The sequence below is a fragment of the Enterococcus sp. AZ040 genome, from assembly GCF_050499185.1.
GTDB classification, from domain to species: Bacteria; Bacillota; Bacilli; order Lactobacillales; family Enterococcaceae; genus Enterococcus_D; species Enterococcus_D entomosocium.
Genome location: NZ_JBMHEW010000001.1, coordinates 696,015 through 714,661 on the forward strand (window position 1 = coordinate 696,015; position 18,647 = coordinate 714,661).

Genomic DNA, 18,647 nt, shown 5'->3' on the forward strand with positions numbered 1-18,647 from the left:
ATACTATTAAAATAAGAAAACAAGGAGCGATGGGAAAAAATGATTCGAATTGGTTGTACCACATTTAGTGAACATGGCAGTCTCGTGCAAAGAAAAAACTCGAAATTATTTGAGTATGCCCGTTATTTTCCGTTAGTTGAGCTGGATACCACCTATCATTTTTTGCCAAAAGAAAAAGACGTGCGCAATTGGTTGACCCAGATTCCCGAAAATTTCCGCTTTGTGTTGAAAGTCCATCAAAGTGTGACCACCCAAGGGGATTTGCCAGATCAGTTGACCATGACCGAAGCGCTGCAGCTTTATAAAGAAGCGATCGCGCCAATGGTAGAAGCGGGCAAACTGTTTTGCCTATTGGCGCAATTTCCCAACAGCTTTAAATGTACGAAAGAAAATGTCGCCTATTTAGATCAAGTGCGAGAATGGTTTGCGGGTTACCCAGTGGCGATTGAGCTGAGAGACAGCAGCTGGTATCAGCCGAAACTGTATCCGGGAATGATCGATTATATGAAGCGAAAACAGTTTTCCTTAGTAGTCGTTGATCAGCCGAAAAAGCTATCGACCACGATTCCCCTTGATCCAACCGTGACCAATCCTGCGTTTGTCCTGTGCCGTTTTCATGGACGCAATGACAGCGGCTGGACAGCGACGGGGCCAGATGCCAAAAATCTGCGGACCTTGTATCGCTATGACCAAGCCGAACTAACGGAGTTAAAACAAGCGATTCAAGCCATCGAAGCCAATGCCAAAGAAGTCGCAGTGGTCTTCAATAATAATGCCGGTCGTGACGCCGCTGACAATGCTCGCGCATTGATCGATGCGCTGCAGATCGATTACGAAGCATTAAATCCTAATCAGTTGAAATTATTTTGAGGAGTCATATGATAAAAGCAATCTTTTTTGATATTGATGGCACACTGATTGCCAGTAACGGCAAGGCGCTTGCCAGTACCCGTGAAGCCATCAAACAAGCCCAAGCCAATGGCGTCCTCTGCGGCATTGCCACCGGACGTGGTCCGGTTGATTTAGAGAAGGTGATCGATTACTTGTCGTTAGACATGTTTATCACCTATAACGGCCAATATGTTTACACGAAGGAAACCTTGATTTATGCCAAACCTTTTCCAAAACAAACGCTGGAAGCGATCGTAGAATACGCCGATGAAAATTATCGTCAAGTCATGTTTGGCGGAGAAACGCAAGTGGCTGGCAGCTTGACGATCCGTTTAAGCCAATCACCCGTCATGCAGCGCTATTTGCGCTATGTACCGAAAAAATTTCCCGTCGGCTTTTTAAAGAAAGTCTTGCAGCGCTTCAGTCCCAATCGCAACGCCAAACGTTATGAATCATTGGACATTTTACGAGAGCCAATCTATCAGTGCATTATGCTGAGCCCTGAATCAGAGCGCGAAAAATTACGCTCCAAGCTGCCGCAATGTGATTTTAAGCGATCCAATGCCTATTCTGTTGATATCGTGCCGAAAAACGGTTCGAAAATCAAAGGGATCAAAGAATTTTTGGCCTATGAAGGGATCGCGATGGAAGAAGCGATGGCCTTTGGGGATCATTTTAATGATGTGGAAATGTTAGAAGGTGTGGGGATCGGGGTTGCGATGGGCAATGCCCAGCCCATCACCAAAGCCAGTGCTGACTTTGTGACGGACACCAACGATCATGACGGCATCAAGAAAGCCTTGATCCATTTTGGGATCATTGCCGAGGATGCCCAAGCAAGGGATTGAATTAAAAAAATAAACAAGGTGTAGCCAATCCATGAAGCAACGTAGGAGACAGCGCAGAACCATGAAACAGAACCATTAGAAAAAGCAGAAAGAAGCGAGAGAAATGAGTCCATTTGAAATGACGGAAGAGTTTCATAAAACCTTTGATCCAACACGACCGCCATATCCACAAGCTTTTTCAGCGGAAAAAGCCCAGTTTCGTGCTGGTTTTAAAATTGAAGAATTAGTTGAGTTCCTTTATGCTGCCAGCAACAATGACGAAGAGACCTTCCAATCAGGCCTGGAGCATTTGCATCAAGCAATCGATCAAGCCCAAGCCAAGCTGGCTGCCAAACAACAGCCTGTCAGTGATTCCCTAGTGGAACAAGTCGATGCGCTCTGTGATCTGCTGTATTTTACCTATGGCTCTTTTTCACTGGTAGGGGTCGATCCAGCGCCGATCCTGGCTATCGTTCATGAAGCCAATATGGGGAAACTTTTCCCAGATGGGCAGCCCCATTATGATCCTGAGACCCACAAAGTCATGAAGCCTAGCGATTGGGAAGAATGGTTTGCTCCTGAACCGCGAATCAAGGCAGAAATCAAACGCCAATTGGCACAAAAACAAGCGCAAGCCCAAGAATCGTCAGAATAATAAAGAAACGTGCCAGTTGCCCGTTCCGATTGCTTATCAGCAAAAGGAGTGGTGCAACTGGCACGTTTGGTTTAATCAAAGAAAGTGTAGTAAAGGGTTCTGACAGCGGCTTTTTCTTGTTCTTTGTGGATGCCGAACATGATGCTGACCTCAGAGGACCCCTGGTTGATCATCTCTAAGTTGATATTTTTTCGCGCAAGGGCAGCGGTACTGTCGGCAGTGATCCCGACTCTTTGACGCATCCCTTCACCAACGACGACGACCATGGATAGATCGTGGGTCATTCGCAGTTCATCGGGATCTATCTCGTAGGCGATCTTGCGCAGCAGTTCTTCTTCCAATACTGGATTCAACTGGTTGGAGCGCATAATGATCGAGATATCATCGATTCCTGAAGGCATGTGTTCATAATTTAAATCAAATTCTCGGAAAATCTCTAAGACCCGTAACGTGAACCCAACTTCGCGGTTCATCAAGTATTTGCGGATATAGATCATACAAAAGCCTTCGTCACTGGCAACGCCGATCACCGGCTGATCCAAATTGTCTCTTTGGTTGGTGATCAAGGTACCTGGATGACTTGGATTATTGGTGTTTTTGATCACCACGGGAATTTTCGCATGGTATGAAGGCATCAACGCCTCATCGTGCAAAACAGTAAAGCCGGCATAAGACAGCTCCCGCATTTCTCGGTAAGTTACTTCTTTGATGGACTCTGGATGATGAACGTAGCCTGGATGAGCAGAAAAAATCCCATCGACATCGGTAAAGTTTTCGTACAATTCTACTTGCAGACCAGCCGCCACGATGGCACCAGAAATATCTGATCCCCCTCGAGAGAAGGTACAGATTTCGCCGGCTTCTGTGTAACCAAAGAAGCCAGGAATCACTAAGATTTCAGGACTATCGCGCCATTGTGCGATCTTGGCATACGACTTGTTCAAGATACGGGCGTTTTGGGGTTCATCCGTCACTAACAACCCAAGTTCTTGCGGATTCATGTAGCGAGCAGCTAATCCACGGCTTTGTAAAATCCCTGCGATCAATTTGGCATTGTTGTCTTCGCCGCTTGCCAAAACCGTATCATAAAGATGCGGATTGTCTTGAGTAGGCAGTGTTTGAAAAGCCGCCAATGATTGCCAGATGCGGTCTAAATGAACTTGTTCGATACCAAAGGGGGCGGCGATCGCTGTATAGCGGGCATAGATTTCTTCGATTAAATCAGTGATTTCTTCTTGGGCAGACAGACGGGTACAGACTGCTAGTAACAGATCGGTGACTTTCTGATCGTCGCTGGAACGCTTACCAGGCGCTGAAACAACAACAAACCGTCTTTTAGGATCACTTTCAATTATCGCAACAACTTTTTCGACTTGTTCGGCTGAGGCAAGGGAACTGCCTCCGAATTTCGCTACTTTCATTTGACATTACTCCTGTTCAAGCTTTTTACTAGAGTACAGTTTCAATAGGGAGAAATCAAGCGGTTTCTTGAAAAAAATCGGAAAAATCAGAAAAAAAGTCACTTGTTGATGTAAATTTCACGATTTGTTTTCATTATCGATGGAAAAGCCGTGAATGATTTTATTCGATGCGAAAAAAGTCGATCTTTTTTGCCTCAATCTAATGCTTGATTTTTTTCTTTATGCTATAATCTAGCGTAGATGCTTTTTTATAAAGGGACTGTCTGTCCTTTTTATACTCAATGAACTTATCAATCAATCTGCTGATCAGCAGATTTTAGACGAAACATGTATATTTGAAAATTGGAGGAACCACAAAATGGGAACTAATATCATCTTTGGAATTGTCATTGCCATCATCATCATCGCAGCGGTCTTGTATGCAATTGGCTTTTTCATGCGGAAGAAAAACCAAGAAAAGCTAAATGACTTGGAAAAACGCAAAGAAAATCTGTTTGACTTACCGGTGATCGAAGAAGTCGATGAAGTAAAAAGAATGCACTTGGTTGGTCAAAGTCAAAATACCTTTCGTGAGTGGAACCAACAATGGACAGATATCTCCACAAAATCTTTTGCTGAACTTGAGAGTCAAATCTTTGAAGTGGAAGAACTAAACGAACGCATCCGCTTTTTCAAAGCAAAAGGGGCGATCGTTCAAGCGGAAGCGACCATGGATGAGATGGAACGCCAAGTAGAAGAGATTCGCGCCGGCTTGAAAGAATTACGAGAAAGTGAAGAACGAAATTCACTGGAAGTCCAAAAAGCGTTGGACGTTTACGAAGACTTGAAGAAGAAGTTACGGGATCAAGGCGAAGAATTCGGTCCTGCTTACAATGAGCTGCAAAAACAAATCAAAAACATTGAAATTGAGTTCACCCAATTTGTTACCTTAAATACTTCAGGCGATCCTGTGGAAGCACGGGAAGTGTTAGACCAAGCAGAAAAACACACCTATGAAGTAGAAGACTTAATGAAACGGATCCCAGCGGCCTACGAAGAATTAAACCGTACCTTCCCAGATCAGTTGAAAGAAATCCAAGATGGCTACAAAAAATTATTAGAACAAAAATATGTGTTCCCAGAAGCAAACTTCCAAGAAGAAATCAACCGTGTGAAAAAACGAGTTGAAAACTCCATGAACGATCTAGCGAAAACAGAAGTCGCTTCCGTTGAAGTGGCAAGTCGTGATACTGCAAGTGATATCGATGCCTTGTATACGGTGATGGAACGTGAGATCAATGCCAAGAAATATGTCATGAAAAATCGCCAAATCATTGAAGACTATATTGACCACGCAACGAAGAACAACCGTCAGTTGTTGATCGAGTTGGATCATACGGCACAAAGCTATACATTGAATCATAATGAATTAGGTCGCGTCCGTGGTTTCCAAACGGAAGTCGACGAATTGGCTCGTCGCAATAACGAGTACCTACCACAATTAGAAAAGCACGAAATTCCTTATTCAGAAGTGCAAAGCTTCTACAAAGATGCCTACAAGATTTTGGATGATGTGGAAAGCCAGCAAGTCGAAATCGATGATTCCCTTGCGGAATTACGTCGTGGCGAAAAAGTTGCACAAGAAAAAGTGGAAAGCTTCGAATTCCGTCTACGCAACTTGAAGCGGTTTGTTGAGAAGCAACGCTTACCTGGTTTGCCAGGTGAGTACTTAGAATTCTTCTTCGTGGCAACAGATCGGGTGGAAGAACTAGGCAAAGAATTGAACAAGATTCGCATCAACATGCAAGAAATCAATAAATTGGTTTCTGTCTGTGAAGAAGATCTTGATCTTTTAGATGAACAAACGAAAGACTTGGTGGATGCTGCGGCATTGACTGAGCAAATGATGCAATATGCCAACCGTTATCGTCATTCTCATCCAGATATCAAGGCAGCGATCGACAAATCACTTTACTTGTTCAGTAAAGAATATCGCTATCAAGATGCGCTAGATGAAATCGGCACAGCGTTGGAACGAGTAGAACCAGGTGCCTTCAAAAGGATCGAAAACTTCTACTTCAATAACCGCGACTTAGTATAATACGAAAGCCAGCAGTGAAAAACTGACTGGCTTTTTTCATGGAAAGAATGGCTCGCTGCATGATTAACGCTTACGAAGGAAGGGAAAGTTTCCTTTAAATAAAGCCAAAGCCAGCGAGTCACCTTGAAACTCAGCCCAAGAGCAGTTATAATGGGAAAGAATTTTTTTAGAGAAAGGGTCCTATCATTGATCTATTTTGACAACAGTGCAACAACCGCTATTTATCCACAAGCTTTAAATACATATGTCCAAGTCAGTCAGCGAATCATCGGCAATCCCTCAAGCCTGCATGATTTAGGAAATCAAGCCAATCGCCTGCTACAGCAATCACGTCAGCAGATCGCCGATCTGTTAAACGTTTCTTCCAAAGAGATCGCATTTACCAGTGGGGGGACCGAAGGAGACAACTGGGTCATCAAAGGGACTGCTTTAGCGAAAAAAGCCTATGGGAATCACCTGATTATTTCCAGTATTGAACACCCTGCCGTCAGTGAAACAGCGGCTCAATTAGCCGAATTAGGATTTGAGGTCAGTGTGGTCCCTGTTGATGCTCAAGGCTTTGTCAACGTGTCAGAATTAGCAAACATGATTCGCAAAGAAACGATTTTGGTTTCGGTGATGGCGGTCAATAATGAGGTAGGATCGATTCAACCGATCCATGAGATCGCAACCGTGTTGGCGGACTACCCAACGATCCATTTCCATGTAGATGCCGTCCAAGCCATCACAAAGGTCCCGCAAGAGCAATGGTTCAATGAGCGAGTCGATTTTGCCGTGTTCTCTGCACATAAATTTCACGGACCTCGTGGCGCCGGATTTATCTATTGGAAACAAGGTCGTAAGTTGGCGCCATTGATGACTGGCGGTGGGCAAGAGCAAAACCAGCGCAGCGGTACCGAAAATGTACCAGCAATCGTTGCCATGGCAAAAGCCCTGCGTTTAGCGACGGAACACAAGGCTGAAAAGCCGAACCATGTTCAATTATTAAAAGGCTATTTGCAAGAAGCACTGGCTGGCTATGAGAAAGTCACGCTTTTTTCTGGCACTGAAGGGTTTGCGCCACATATACTTTGTTTCTCATTAAAAGGGATCAGAGGAGAAGTCTTAGTCCATGCATTTGAAGAAAAGCAGATCTATCTTTCGACGACGAGCGCTTGTTCCTCTCGTAAAAAGATGGCCAGCAGTACGCTTCATGCGATGCACGTTCCGGAACAGTTAGCGACATCCGCTGTTCGTATCAGTTTAGATGAGAGCAATACAATGGCAGAAGTCGAGCAGTTTCTAATCGTCTTCCACCAGTTGTACCAAAAATTTTCGAAAATCAATTAAGCACGACATAGCACTATAAAATCAATCCAAATCAAAGGAGTTTTCTCGTGAATTATTCAGAAATCATGGTTCGTTACGGCGAACTGTCAACAAAGGGCAAAAATCGTCGTAGTTTTATTATGCAATTAGCTTCAAACGTCAAACGTACCTTAGCCGATTATCCCCATGTCAAAGTTCATGCCGAGCGAGATCGCATGCACTTGCTATTGAACGGTGAAAACAGCCAAGAGATCATTCCTAAGCTGCAAAAAGTCTTTGGGATTCAAAACTTTTCCCCTAGTATTCGGGTTGAAAAAGACATTGAGTTATTAAAGAAAGCCGTTCAAGACGTTATGGCAGAGATCTACACCGGTGTTGAGACCTTCAAAATCACAGCTAAGCGCAGCGATCACTCGTTTGTGCAAGATAGCAACCAGTTGAATTTGACCTTAGGTAATGCGGTGATCGACCGTTTTCCTGATATCAAAGTCCAAATGAAAAAACCAGACATCAATCTGCGGGTGGAAATACGGATCGATGGCGCCTATCTGTCCTATGAAACGATCCAAGGAGCAGCCGGCTTACCCGTTGGCACCAGCGGTAAGGGAATGTTGATGCTTTCTGGTGGTATCGATTCGCCCGTTGCAGGCTACTTTGCCATGAAACGCGGTGTTGAGATCGAAGCAGTCCATTTTGCAAGTCCTCCTTATACGAGTGAACAAGCATTACAAAAAGCCAAAGATTTAACGAAGAAGCTTGCTCCTTATGTGGGAAGCATCCAATTTATCGAAGTTCCGTTTACGGAAATCCAAGAAGAAATCAAAAACCGTGTGCCGCAAGGCTATTGGATGACCATCACCCGTCGGATGATGCTGCGTTTGACAGATGCGATTCGTGAGGCTCGTCACGGTTTAATCATCTTAAACGGCGAATCATTAGGACAAGTCGCTTCACAAACTTTGCATAGCATGGTCGCCATCAATGAAGTAACCAATACGCCAATCGTGCGCCCAGTGGCAACGATGGACAAATTGGAGATCATTGAAGTTGCCGAAGCCATTGATACCTTTGAGTTATCGGTTCAGCCCTTTGAGGATTGCTGCACAATCTTTGCACCTCCTCAACCAAAGACGCGCCCAAGACTGGATAAGGTACACCAATATGAAGAGCGTCTCGATATCGAAGGGATGATGGAACGGGCGATGGCTGGGTTGAAACTGGAAGTAATCACGGCAAATCAAGAAAAAGCAGCAACTGAATTCGCTGAATTCTTATAATAAACTCTCTTTTTTAAACTACGACCACAACTGTTATGGAACATTTGTGGTCGTTTTTCATCGTATGAGAGAGTTTGTGAATATTTTCTTGCTATTGAAAATGGAACATGCTACACTCAATATGTGAATCATTTAACAAGGAGGGTGGACAGGATGGAAGCACTAAGAGATAAAAAACTTCCAAAAGCAACGGCAAAACGTTTGCCAGCTTATTTACGACATTTAAAATTACTGGATGCCTCTGGTATTCAGCGAATCAAATCAAAAGAGTTTGCAGAAATCACGCAAGTTCCTTCAGCCACGATCCGCCGAGATTTTTCTCATTTAGGAGAATTAGGCAGAAGTGGGTATGGTTATGATGTTCCTTACTTGATTGAGGTTTTGAGCTATATTTTAGAAACCAATGAGGAGAAAAAAATTGCCTTGATTGGTTATGGAAATTTAGGAAAAGCGTTAGCTAACAACAATTTTCGCAGAAATGAAAATCTTTCCGTCATCGCGGTTTTTGACAATGATCCAGAAATAATTGGCCAGACCATTAGTGGACGTTATGTCTATGGAATGGACCAATTGGTGGGAGTCGTAGCAGAAAAAGGGATCACAGTAGCGATTTCGACCGTTCCTAGCCGTTATTCACAAATGGCGATCGATGCGATCGTGGATGCTGGGATCACAGCGATTTTAAATTTTGCCCCTGATCCCGTCATCGTGCCAAAGGACGTCAATATCCAATACATTGATTTGACGACAGAATTGCAAACATTGATTTTTTTTGATACGACCTACTCGCAAAAATCGAAAGTCTGAGCAAATCCTTTTCGTTTTTTGACAATCTTTCTTATACTGGGAGAAAATGCTATAGGAGAGATGTTATGCAAGTTACACGCAAAGAAACGGTTTATGAGATGCCCGGCAACCAACCAAAAGTAGGGGATAAAGCAGCTGATTTTCGCTTGAAAAGTTTAGAGGACAAGGAATATACACTGACTGATTTTTTAGGAAAACCAACGATCATCAGCGTTGTTCCCGATATCGTGACACGTGTCTGTGCGTTGCAGACCAAGCGTTTCAACCAAGAAGCAAGTCAATTGGATGATATAAATTTTGTAACGATCTCTAACAATACAAAAGAAGAACAAGCACAATGGTGCGGCCAAGAAGGCGTCGACATGATCATGCTTCATGATCCGGCGAATACCTTCGGTGAGGCCTATCAAATCATGATCCCAGACTTCGGTCATTTTGCCCGAGCAATTTTCGTTTTGGACCGTGAAGGCGTGATTCAACATGTTGAGATCGTGCCTGAGATCTCCCACGAACCGGATTATCAAGCAGCCATCGATGCAGCGAAAGCAAACCTCTGATTGACTTTCAAAAAAGTTCATTGTAGAATGTAGCAAGATGAAACAAGAATCTATGATGGCAAGACAATGTTCAAGAGGAGTATCAGTGACCCTGGCGGTCAGAGAGAAGTCGGTCGGTGCAAGACTTCCCCAGACACTGAAAAGGTAGCTTGAAGGTCTTTGATCCGAACCACGGTTTGTTTCTTGCAGACAAAGCCGCACAGTAAGATCAAGCGCGTCGTGAACGTTACCTCACGTCAAAGTGGCAGAGCAATCTGCAATTTAGGTGGTACCGCGTATCAGCGCCCTAATGCCTCGGCATTAGGGCGCTTTTTGCTGTGAATCACTGCGACTGGCCCACAAAGTGGGACAGAGCAGATGATGAACAGTACTAGGCGACCAAAGGGAGCGTAGTAACCATACTAGGAATCACTGCGACTGGCCCACAAAGTGGGACAGAGCAGATGATGAACAGTACTAGGCGACCAAAGGGAGCGTAGTAACCATACTAGGAATCACTGCGACTGGCCCACAAAGTGGGACAGAGCAGATGATGAACAGTACTAGGCGACCAAAGGGAGCGTAGTAACCATACTAGGAATCACTATGACTGGCCCACAAAGAGGGACAGAGCAGATGATGAACAGTACTAGGCGACCAAAGGGAGCGTAGTAACCATACTAGGAATCACTATGATTGGCGCACAAAGTGGGGCAGAGCAGATGATGAACAGTACTAGGCGACCGTAGGGAGCGTAGTAACTATACTAGGAATCACTATGACTGGCGCACAAAGAGGGACAGAGCAGATGATGAACAGTACGCGAAGTCAACAAAATTGGTTCACGAAGCGAGCCAGATCGCTTGCCAAAAGCCCTAAGACACAATAGAGGATCACGGAAGTGAGCCATGACCTCTGTAAGCAATTTTTTTTACCAACAATAAACAGCTGTTAATTACCACTGCACTCATCCTGAACGATTCAAACATTTTCGCGCTTTACCCAGCAACAGGCACCAAAAAACCACACCAACCATTACGTTTAAAAAACGTAACTTTAGGAGGACCAACTATGACAGAAACTGAGAATCTATCCACCAAGTACAATCCCCAAGAAGTAGAAGCCGGGCGTTACCAAGATTGGTTAGAGCATGACCGTTTTAAACCAAGCGGCAACAAAGAAGCAAAACCTTATTCTATCGTGATTCCACCACCAAACGTAACAGGAAAATTGCACTTAGGTCATGCCTGGGATACCACGTTACAAGACATCATCATTCGTCAAAAACGGATGCAAGGGTATGACACCTTATGGCTGCCAGGAATGGACCATGCCGGGATCGCTACCCAAGCCAAAGTAGAAGAAAAGCTGCGGGAACAAGGAATTTCTCGCTATGACCTTGGTCGGGAAAAATTTGTTGAACAAGTATGGGATTGGAAAGAAGAATATGCCGGTCACATTCGGGAACAATGGGCGAAACTAGGCTTATCCCTAGACTATAGCCGTGAACGGTTCACATTAGATGATGGATTATCCGAAGCGGTTCGTAAAGTTTTCGTGACGCTATATGAAAAAGGCTTGATCTATCGTGGCGAGTACATCATCAACTGGGATCCGCAAGCCCGCACGGCATTATCTGATATTGAAGTGATCCACAAAGACATCGAAGGTGCTTTTTACCACATGTCTTACGAATTAGCGGATGGCAGCGGCGTGGTGGAGATCGCAACGACTCGCCCAGAAACGATGTTGGGGGATACAGCAGTCGCGGTTCATCCAGAAGATGAACGCTATCAAGCATTGATTGGTAAGAAAGTGATCTTGCCTTTGGTCAATAAAGAGATCCCAATCATCGCTGATGAGTACGTGGACCAAGAATTTGGAACAGGGGTCGTAAAAATCACTCCTGCCCATGACCCGAATGACTTCGAGGTCGGTAACCGCCATGACCTACCACGGGTCAATGTCATGAATGATGACGGAACAATGAATGACTTAGCAGGTACCTATGCAGGCATGGATCGTTTTGCTGCTCGCAAGCAAATCGTGAAAGATTTAGAAGCGTTAGGTCGTCTGATCAAAATCGAAAAAATGGTCCATAGCGTAGGTCACTCAGAACGGACAGGCGTAGTAGTCGAACCTCGTTTATCGACACAATGGTTCGTAAAAATGGAACCATTAGCAAAACAAGCCATCGACAACCAAGAAACCGACGATGCGGTGGACTTTTATCCGCCACGTTTCAACCAAACATTCTTACGTTGGATGGAAAATGTCCATGACTGGGTTATCTCTCGTCAGTTGTGGTGGGGCCATCAAATCCCAGCTTGGTACCACAAAGAAACGGGGGAAATGTATGTAGGACTTGAAGCGCCAGCAGATGCCGAAAATTGGCAGCAAGATCCAGACGTATTGGATACATGGTTTAGTTCTGCTTTATGGCCGTTTTCAACGATGGGGTGGCCAGATGAAAACAATGAAGATTTCCAACGCTACTTCCCAACGAATACATTAGTGACTGGCTATGACATTATCGCATTTTGGGTAAGCCGTATGATTTTCCAAAGCTTGGAATTTACTGGTAAACGACCATTTGAAAATGTCTTGATCCACGGATTGATCCGTGATGAACAAGGTCGCAAAATGAGTAAGTCTCTTGGAAACGGGATCGATCCGATGGAAGTCATTGAACAATACGGCGCTGATGCATTGCGTTGGTTCTTATCAAATGGCTCTGCACCGGGACAAGACGTGCGTTTCAGCTATGAGAAAATGGATGCTGCTTGGAACTTCATCAATAAAATTTGGAATGCTTCCCGTTTTGTCTTAATGAATGTCAGCGAAATGACTGCAGAAGACATTGATTTTTCTGGTGAAAAATCAGTGGCGGATCGTTGGATCTTGACGCGCTTGAATGAAACGATTGAAAAAGTCACTGACCTTTTTGAACGCTTCGAATTTGGTGAAGCAGGTCGTCAATTATATAACTTTATCTGGGATGATTTCTGTGACTGGTACATTGAAATGTCGAAAGAAACGTTATATGGTGACAATGAAGCAGCGAAACAAGTTAACAAGAGCATCTTAGTCCATGTTCTTGATCAAATTTTACGCTTGTTGCACCCAATCATGCCATTTGTTACAGAAGAAATCTGGAGCAAGCTGCCGCATACAGGGGAATCATTAGTCGTTGCTGAGTATCCACAAGTGGCTCCAGAATGGACGGATGAAAAAGCGGCGCAAGGGATGGAAGTGTTGAAAGAATTGATTCGTTCGGTTCGAAACATCCGAGCAGAAGTAAATACACCACTTTCGAAACCAATCACTTTGCTGATCCAAGCAAATGAGCCTGAAATCGAAGAATTCTTGATTGCTAACAAAAACTATATCGAACGCTTCTGTAATCCAGAAGAACTAGAAATCTCTAACAGCTTGCAAGCCCCTGAATTGGCGATGTCTGCCATCCTATCAGGTGCGACGATCTACTTGCCACTAGCTGGGTTGATCAACATTGAAGAAGAAATCGCGCGTTTGGAGAAAGAACTAGCGAAGTTCACCCAAGAAGTTCAACGGGTACAAGGCAAACTGGCGAACGAACGCTTCGTTGCCAATGCGCCTGAGGAAGTCGTGGCACAAGAACGCAGCAAAGAAGCCGATTATCTTGAAAAACAAAAAGCCGTTCAAGAACGGATCGAACAATTACGCACAATCCAATAGGATGAGCACATCACACGCAAACAAGCATCTTTCGGAGATGCTTGTTTTTGCTTATTCAATAGAAACAGGGCGAACAATTTTCTCGTTTAAAGGAAAGAAATTGGGAAAGCCGTTCATTTTTTGTTAAAATAGGAGCGAGGTGAGCGAGATGACAAGCGAAGAAGCAACAGCGTGGATCCATTCGCGTTTGACATTTGGGCAAAGACCTGGATTGATGCGTGTCGAAGCATTATTAAAACGGATGGGTAATCCTGAAAAAAAGGTGACCATGATCCATATCGCCGGTACGAATGGCAAAGGATCGACCGTCAGTTATTTGCGCAGTCTTTTAGAAGAAGCTGGGCAGCAAGTGGGGACCTTTACTTCCCCACACATTGAAGCGTTCAATGAACGAATTGAAATCAACGGACAATTTATATCAGATGAGGACTTGGTCGCTTGGGTGGAAAAAATCCAGCCGCTGGTTGCTGAAATTGATCGCGATGAAACGTTGACGGGCATCACCCAGTTCGAGATCATTACCGCTATGGCATTAGGCTATTTTGAAGAAAAAAAGGTCGATGTTGCGATTATTGAAGTTGGATTAGGGGGACTCTTAGATAGTACCAACGTTATTTCTCCTATTTTGACCGCGATCACGACGATCGGCATGGATCACATGGATGTCTTAGGGGATACCATTGAAGCGATCGCTGCCCATAAGGCAGGGATCATCAAGCCGCAAACACCCCTTGTTACTGGCAATATCGTTGAAAGTGCGCTTTCGGTGATCGATTTGAAAGCTACAGAAGCACAGGCACCTGCTTATCATGCAGGGCAAGAGTACCGTGTGACCTATCGTCGTCCCGATGAAGAATGGGGAGAATTATTTGATTTTGAAAATGAGCATGGCAAAATCAAAGGCTTGAAAACACCGATGTTAGGCCGCCATCAACCAGAAAATGCCGGTGTTGCGATCCAATTATACAGCCTGTATTGCGACCTGCGGCAACTGCCCTTTTCAGCCAAAGAGATTCGCAATGGCTTGCGAAAAGCCTATTGGCCCGCCCGGATGGAACGAATCAGTAGTGAGCCACTAGTGATTATCGATGGTGCCCATAACGTACACGCCATGGCTCGTTTAGTAGATACGATGAAAGAAGAGTTCAGCGAATATCGCATCCATGTACTGTTTTCAGCGCTTGAAACCAAAAACGTCAATGAGATGCTTCAGCAATTGCTATCGATTCCCCAAGCCGAGATTTATTTAACGACCTTCGATTTTCCCAAAGCACTGCATTTGGCAGACGGCTATCAGGAACTTGATGAAAAACGAATCTCAACCGTTTCTTTATGGCAGTTTGGCTTGGCAGAATTATTAGAAAAAATGACCAATGAAGATTTGCTGCTGGTGACAGGATCCTTGTATTTTGTTTCAGAAGTTCGTGAATTGTTATTGGCAATAGGAGGAAGAAATGGCTAAGTTACGTGGTGTGATTTTCGATATGGACGGCTTGATTTTTGACACGGAGCTGCTTTATTACCAAGCGACTCAAATCGTGGCTGATCAAATGGGTATTCCCTATACAAAAGAGTTATACCTAGCCTATGTAGGTGTTTCGGATGAAGAAGTCTGGGCAGCTTATCATGAGAGATTCGATGAAGCCTTTGGTCATCAGATGATTGAAGAATTTATTCAAGCGGCTTTTCAGCAAACGTTGGAAATGTTCCAACGGGGCGAAGCTGAATTGAAGCCGGGGATCCACGAGTTATTGCATTATCTTGATGAGAAAAAGATTCCCCGAGTGTTGGCGTCTAGTAACCAGCGCAAAGTGATCGACACCTTGCTGGAAGCAGCAGACTTAACGGCGGAATTTCCTAAGATTGTCTGCTTTGATGATGTCACACGGGCAAAACCAGATCCTGAGATTTTTGAAAAAGCTCATGCATTACTGGCGGTACCAAAAGAAGAATTGGTGATCCTTGAGGATTCGGCTAACGGTATTCATGCTGCTCATGGGGCAGGGATCTCAGTCATTATGATTCCCGATTTGATCGCGCCGACGACCATCATTGAAGAAAAAGTCTTGAAAGTCTTGCCTTCACTAGAGGATGTCCCAGATTTTCTAGAAACGGCTTTTTCGATTTAACTGTGATTTTTTGCGCATCTTATTCATGAAATACTCTCTCCTTTGCGTATCTTTTATTAGACCGACGCAAAGGAGTTTTTTTATGATCAATGAAACAGAGATTCCCCAAAGCTCGTTTCCACGAGAGCGCTTAGTGCAATATGGGGTTGATGCCCTTTCGAACCAAGAACTGTTGGCAATTTTGTTGCGGACTGGCTCACGGCCCCTAAATGTCTTGGAATTAGCGGCTAGTGTCTTGAATCGTTTTGAAGAATTGTATGAATTAAAAGAAGCGACAATCGATGAATTACAAGAAATTCGCGGCGTCGGACAAATCAAAGCCATCGAGATCAAAGCGATGATTGAATTAGGTGTGCGGATCCAGCGGTCTGTTCAACCAAAGTACGGCAAGATCAACTCCAGTATGGCGATCGCTCATCAGCTGATCCAAGAATTAAAAGACTTTCGTCAGGAGCACTTGCTCGGGATTTATTTGAATACCAAAAATGAGATCATTCAAAAAAAGACGATCTTCATCGGATCGTTGAATCAGTCGATCGCTCACCCACGGGAGATTTTTCATTGGGCGGTACGCTACAGTGCCGCACGAGTGATCGTCGTTCACAACCATCCCAGCGGTAGTCCCCAAGCCTCAGAGGCAGATCTGCTGTTTACACGCCGCTTGATCAAGTGCGGAGACTTGATGGGGATCGAACTACTGGATCATTTAATTATTGGCGACAATGCCTATGTTAGTTTGCGAGAAGAAGGCCTCTGGCATCAAGAAATTTGCTGACACAACGGCTAATTTGCGAACATTATTAAAAATAAAGGTGAATTGTCTAATCGTCTGTCTTGCAAAAAAATACGGGCAAGTGTAAAATATTATTGTAATTTTGTTTGCTGAATAGATGTTGAAACGCACGTTAGGCCTCTATCGCACAAAGGCAATGTTACACATAATTAAGTGCTTATGCACGAGGAGGTTTTTTTATAATGGAACAAGGTACAGTAAAATGGTTCAATGCTGAAAAAGGGTTTGGTTTTATCTCTCGCGAAGACGGTACAGACGTATTTGTACACTTTTCAGCGATCCAAGGTGAAGGATTCAAAACTTTAGAAGAAGGTCAAGCAGTAACTTTCGACGTGGAAGATTCTGATCGTGGACCTCAAGCAGTTAACGTAAACAAAGCGTAAGCTTTCAAACAAACTGCCAGTAAGAGCACTTTGAAATCAAAAACCCAAAAGACCATCGATTCGATGGTCTTTTTTTTGCTTTTTGCAACGGAAAGGAAAAAGGGGAGTTCCCAGTAAACTGAGAACTCCCCTTGCATATGAAACTATAAATTATCCGGTGTCATGATCATTGAAAGGATCATTGGATGACGCTCGGTTTTTTCAAATAGGAATGGCTGTAAAGCCGATGACATCGCTTCTCTTAATTTGTGTTCTGTTGGGTCTGGTTGGTTCAAGACTTCCCGCAATGCACGGAAGAGAATTTGTTGGGCTTCGTTGATCATCTCGCCGGATTCCCGCATGTAAACAAACCCACGAGAAAGAATATCTGGTCCAGCAAGAACTTCTTTCTTCGCCACATCGACTGTCGCTACCGCTAAGACGAGGCCTTCTTCTGAAAGAATACGACGATCTCGTAAGACGACATTTCCGATATCACCGATACCGCTGCCGTCAACATAAACATCATTGGCATTGAAATGACCAGCCAAGCGAGCGGTATCCGCTGTTAAGGCCAACATGTCACCATTTTCCATAATGAAACAATTTTCTTTTGGTACACCGACATCTTGTGCCAACTGGGTGTGGATGTTCAGCATCCGAAATTCCCCGTGGACAGGCATGAAGAATTTTGGCTTCATTAGACGCAACATCAGTTTTTGTTCTTCTTGGCCACCGTGACCAGAAGTATGGATGTTGTTCAATTTGCCATGGATCACGTTTGCGCCAGCTTCCAACAGCAAGTTAATCAGCTGATTGACACTCGTGGTATTTCCTGGAATCGGTGAGCTTGAGAAAATCACGGTATCATCTGGGTGAATTTGGATTTGACGGTGAGTCCCGTTGGCAATCCGACTCAAAGCAGCCATCGGCTCTCCTTGAGAACCCGTACAAAGGATCATCGTTTCATTTGCAGGCAAACGATTGATCTCATGAGATTCCACAAATGTACCATCTGGCACCTTGATATAGCCAAGGCGCTGTCCGTTGACGATTGCATTTTCCATACTGCGTCCAAAAACGGCGATTTTACGTCCAGTCGCAACCGCCGCATCTGCAGCTTGTTGGAGACGGAAAATGTTGGAGGCAAAGCTGGCAAAAATGATCCGACCATCGATTTTTTCAAAAATCTTTTGGATCGAGCTGCCGATCGTTTTTTCTGATTTGGTAAAGGTCGGAATCTCTGCATTGGTACTATCGGAAAGGAGGCAAAGGACGCCTTCTTCACCAATTTTTGCCATTTTGTGCAAGTTTGCTGGTTCGCCCACAGGCGTAAAGTCAAACTTGAAATCGCCAGTTGCGACGATATTGCCAGAAGGCGTTTTGACAACGACACCTAAAGCATCAGGGATACTGTGGGTCGTTCGGAAGAAGCTGATGGACGTTTTACGGAAACGAATCACCGTATCTTCATTGATTTCGTGTAATTCCGCGTCCCGCAATAAGCCATGCTCATCTAATTTGTTGGTGATCAAAGCAAGTGCCAATGGTCCCGCATAGATTGGGATATTGGCTTCCCGCAACAAGTAAGGGATTCCGCCAATATGGTCTTCGTGACCATGAGTAACGATCAAGCCTTTGACTTTCGGTAAATTTTGAACGATGTAGCTATAATCGGAAATGACATAGTCGATCCCAAGCAGTTCATCTTCGGGGAATTTGATTCCCGCGTCAATTAAGATGATCTCATCTTGGAATTGAACCCCATAACAGTTTTTTCCGATTTCGCCAAGTCCACCGACGCCGAATACGCCGGTCTCATTATTTTTCAGCGAAACTTTCAT

The 18,647-nt window shown here is 44.3% G+C and carries 15 protein-coding genes and 1 other annotated feature; of the genes, 13 read left to right on the top strand and 2 right to left on the bottom strand.

From position 1 onward, the window contains the following. The first annotated feature begins 39 nt into the window (after nt 1–39). From IGK63_RS03205 to IGK63_RS03215, 3 genes are all read left to right on the top strand, one after another. Nucleotides 40–870, top strand: a complete 831-nt coding sequence (locus IGK63_RS03205) for a DUF72 domain-containing protein (protein ID WP_008377017.1) — start codon at nt 40–42, stop codon at nt 868–870. Between the two features lie 8 nt (nt 871–878). Continuing rightward, nucleotides 879–1,739 carry a Cof-type HAD-IIB family hydrolase gene (locus tag IGK63_RS03210; protein WP_016611697.1) on the top strand — a complete coding sequence of 287 codons (861 nt, stop codon included), beginning with the start codon at nt 879–881 and terminating at the stop codon, nt 1,737–1,739. Between the two features lie 103 nt (nt 1,740–1,842). Beyond that, the gene (locus IGK63_RS03215) at nt 1,843–2,373 is read left to right on the top strand and encodes a hypothetical protein (protein WP_016611696.1); all 531 of its coding nucleotides are present in this window, start codon (nt 1,843–1,845) and stop codon (nt 2,371–2,373) included. Between the two features lie 71 nt (nt 2,374–2,444). Here the strand turns inward: IGK63_RS03215 and IGK63_RS03220 are convergent, their stop codons facing one another. Next, nucleotides 2,445–3,794, bottom strand: a complete 1,350-nt coding sequence (locus IGK63_RS03220; RefSeq protein ID WP_016611695.1) for an aspartate kinase — start codon at nt 3,792–3,794, stop codon at nt 2,445–2,447. Between the two features lie 358 nt (nt 3,795–4,152). Here IGK63_RS03220 and ezrA point away from each other — a divergent pair, with 358 nt between their 5' ends. From ezrA to IGK63_RS03270, 10 genes are all read left to right on the top strand, one after another. Then, a complete protein-coding gene (gene ezrA / locus IGK63_RS03225) occupies nt 4,153–5,874 on the top strand; it encodes a septation ring formation regulator EzrA (protein ID WP_016611694.1) in 1,722 nt (573 codons plus the stop codon). 186 nt (nt 5,875–6,060) lie between these two features. Continuing rightward, on the top strand, nt 6,061–7,203 hold the full coding sequence (locus IGK63_RS03230; RefSeq protein ID WP_034872411.1) for a cysteine desulfurase family protein: 1,143 nt from the start codon (nt 6,061–6,063) through the stop codon (nt 7,201–7,203). A 47-nt stretch (nt 7,204–7,250) separates the two neighbouring features. Then, entirely contained in the window at nt 7,251–8,459 is a 1,209-nt protein-coding gene (gene thiI, locus IGK63_RS03235; protein WP_034872406.1) for a tRNA uracil 4-sulfurtransferase ThiI, read from the top strand. Between the two features lie 153 nt (nt 8,460–8,612). Beyond that, nucleotides 8,613–9,266: a redox-sensing transcriptional repressor Rex gene (locus IGK63_RS03240; RefSeq protein WP_016611691.1), complete on the top strand. Its 654-nt coding sequence runs from the start codon at nt 8,613–8,615 to the stop codon at nt 9,264–9,266. Nucleotides 9,267–9,331: 65 nt separating this feature from the next. Then, a complete protein-coding gene (gene tpx / locus IGK63_RS03245; RefSeq protein ID WP_008377033.1) occupies nt 9,332–9,823 on the top strand; it encodes a thiol peroxidase in 492 nt (163 codons plus the stop codon). 57 nt (nt 9,824–9,880) lie between these two features. After that, nucleotides 9,881–10,115 (top strand) — a binding site (T-box leader). 758 nt (nt 10,116–10,873) lie between these two features. Next, nucleotides 10,874–13,519, top strand: a complete 2,646-nt coding sequence (locus tag IGK63_RS03250; protein ID WP_016611927.1) for a valine--tRNA ligase — start codon at nt 10,874–10,876, stop codon at nt 13,517–13,519. Between the two features lie 148 nt (nt 13,520–13,667). Further along, a complete protein-coding gene (locus tag IGK63_RS03255; RefSeq protein WP_016611928.1) occupies nt 13,668–14,981 on the top strand; it encodes a bifunctional folylpolyglutamate synthase/dihydrofolate synthase in 1,314 nt (437 codons plus the stop codon). Further along, nucleotides 14,974–15,648 carry an HAD family hydrolase gene (locus IGK63_RS03260; RefSeq protein WP_016611929.1) on the top strand — a complete coding sequence of 225 codons (675 nt, stop codon included), beginning with the start codon at nt 14,974–14,976 and terminating at the stop codon, nt 15,646–15,648. Before IGK63_RS03255 ends, IGK63_RS03260 begins: the two co-directional genes overlap by 8 nt. An 82-nt stretch (nt 15,649–15,730) precedes the next feature. Then, complete coding sequence (gene radC, locus IGK63_RS03265) at nt 15,731–16,423, top strand: RadC family protein (protein ID WP_008377042.1); 693 nt, start codon at nt 15,731–15,733, stop codon at nt 16,421–16,423. 200 nt (nt 16,424–16,623) lie between these two features. After that, nucleotides 16,624–16,824: a cold-shock protein gene (locus IGK63_RS03270; protein WP_005225155.1), complete on the top strand. Its 201-nt coding sequence runs from the start codon at nt 16,624–16,626 to the stop codon at nt 16,822–16,824. A gap of 143 nt (nt 16,825–16,967) precedes the next feature. Here the strand turns inward: IGK63_RS03270 and rnjA are convergent, their stop codons facing one another. Next, on the bottom strand, nt 16,968–18,647 hold the full coding sequence (gene rnjA / locus IGK63_RS03275; RefSeq protein ID WP_005237517.1) for a ribonuclease J1: 1,680 nt from the start codon (nt 18,645–18,647) through the stop codon (nt 16,968–16,970).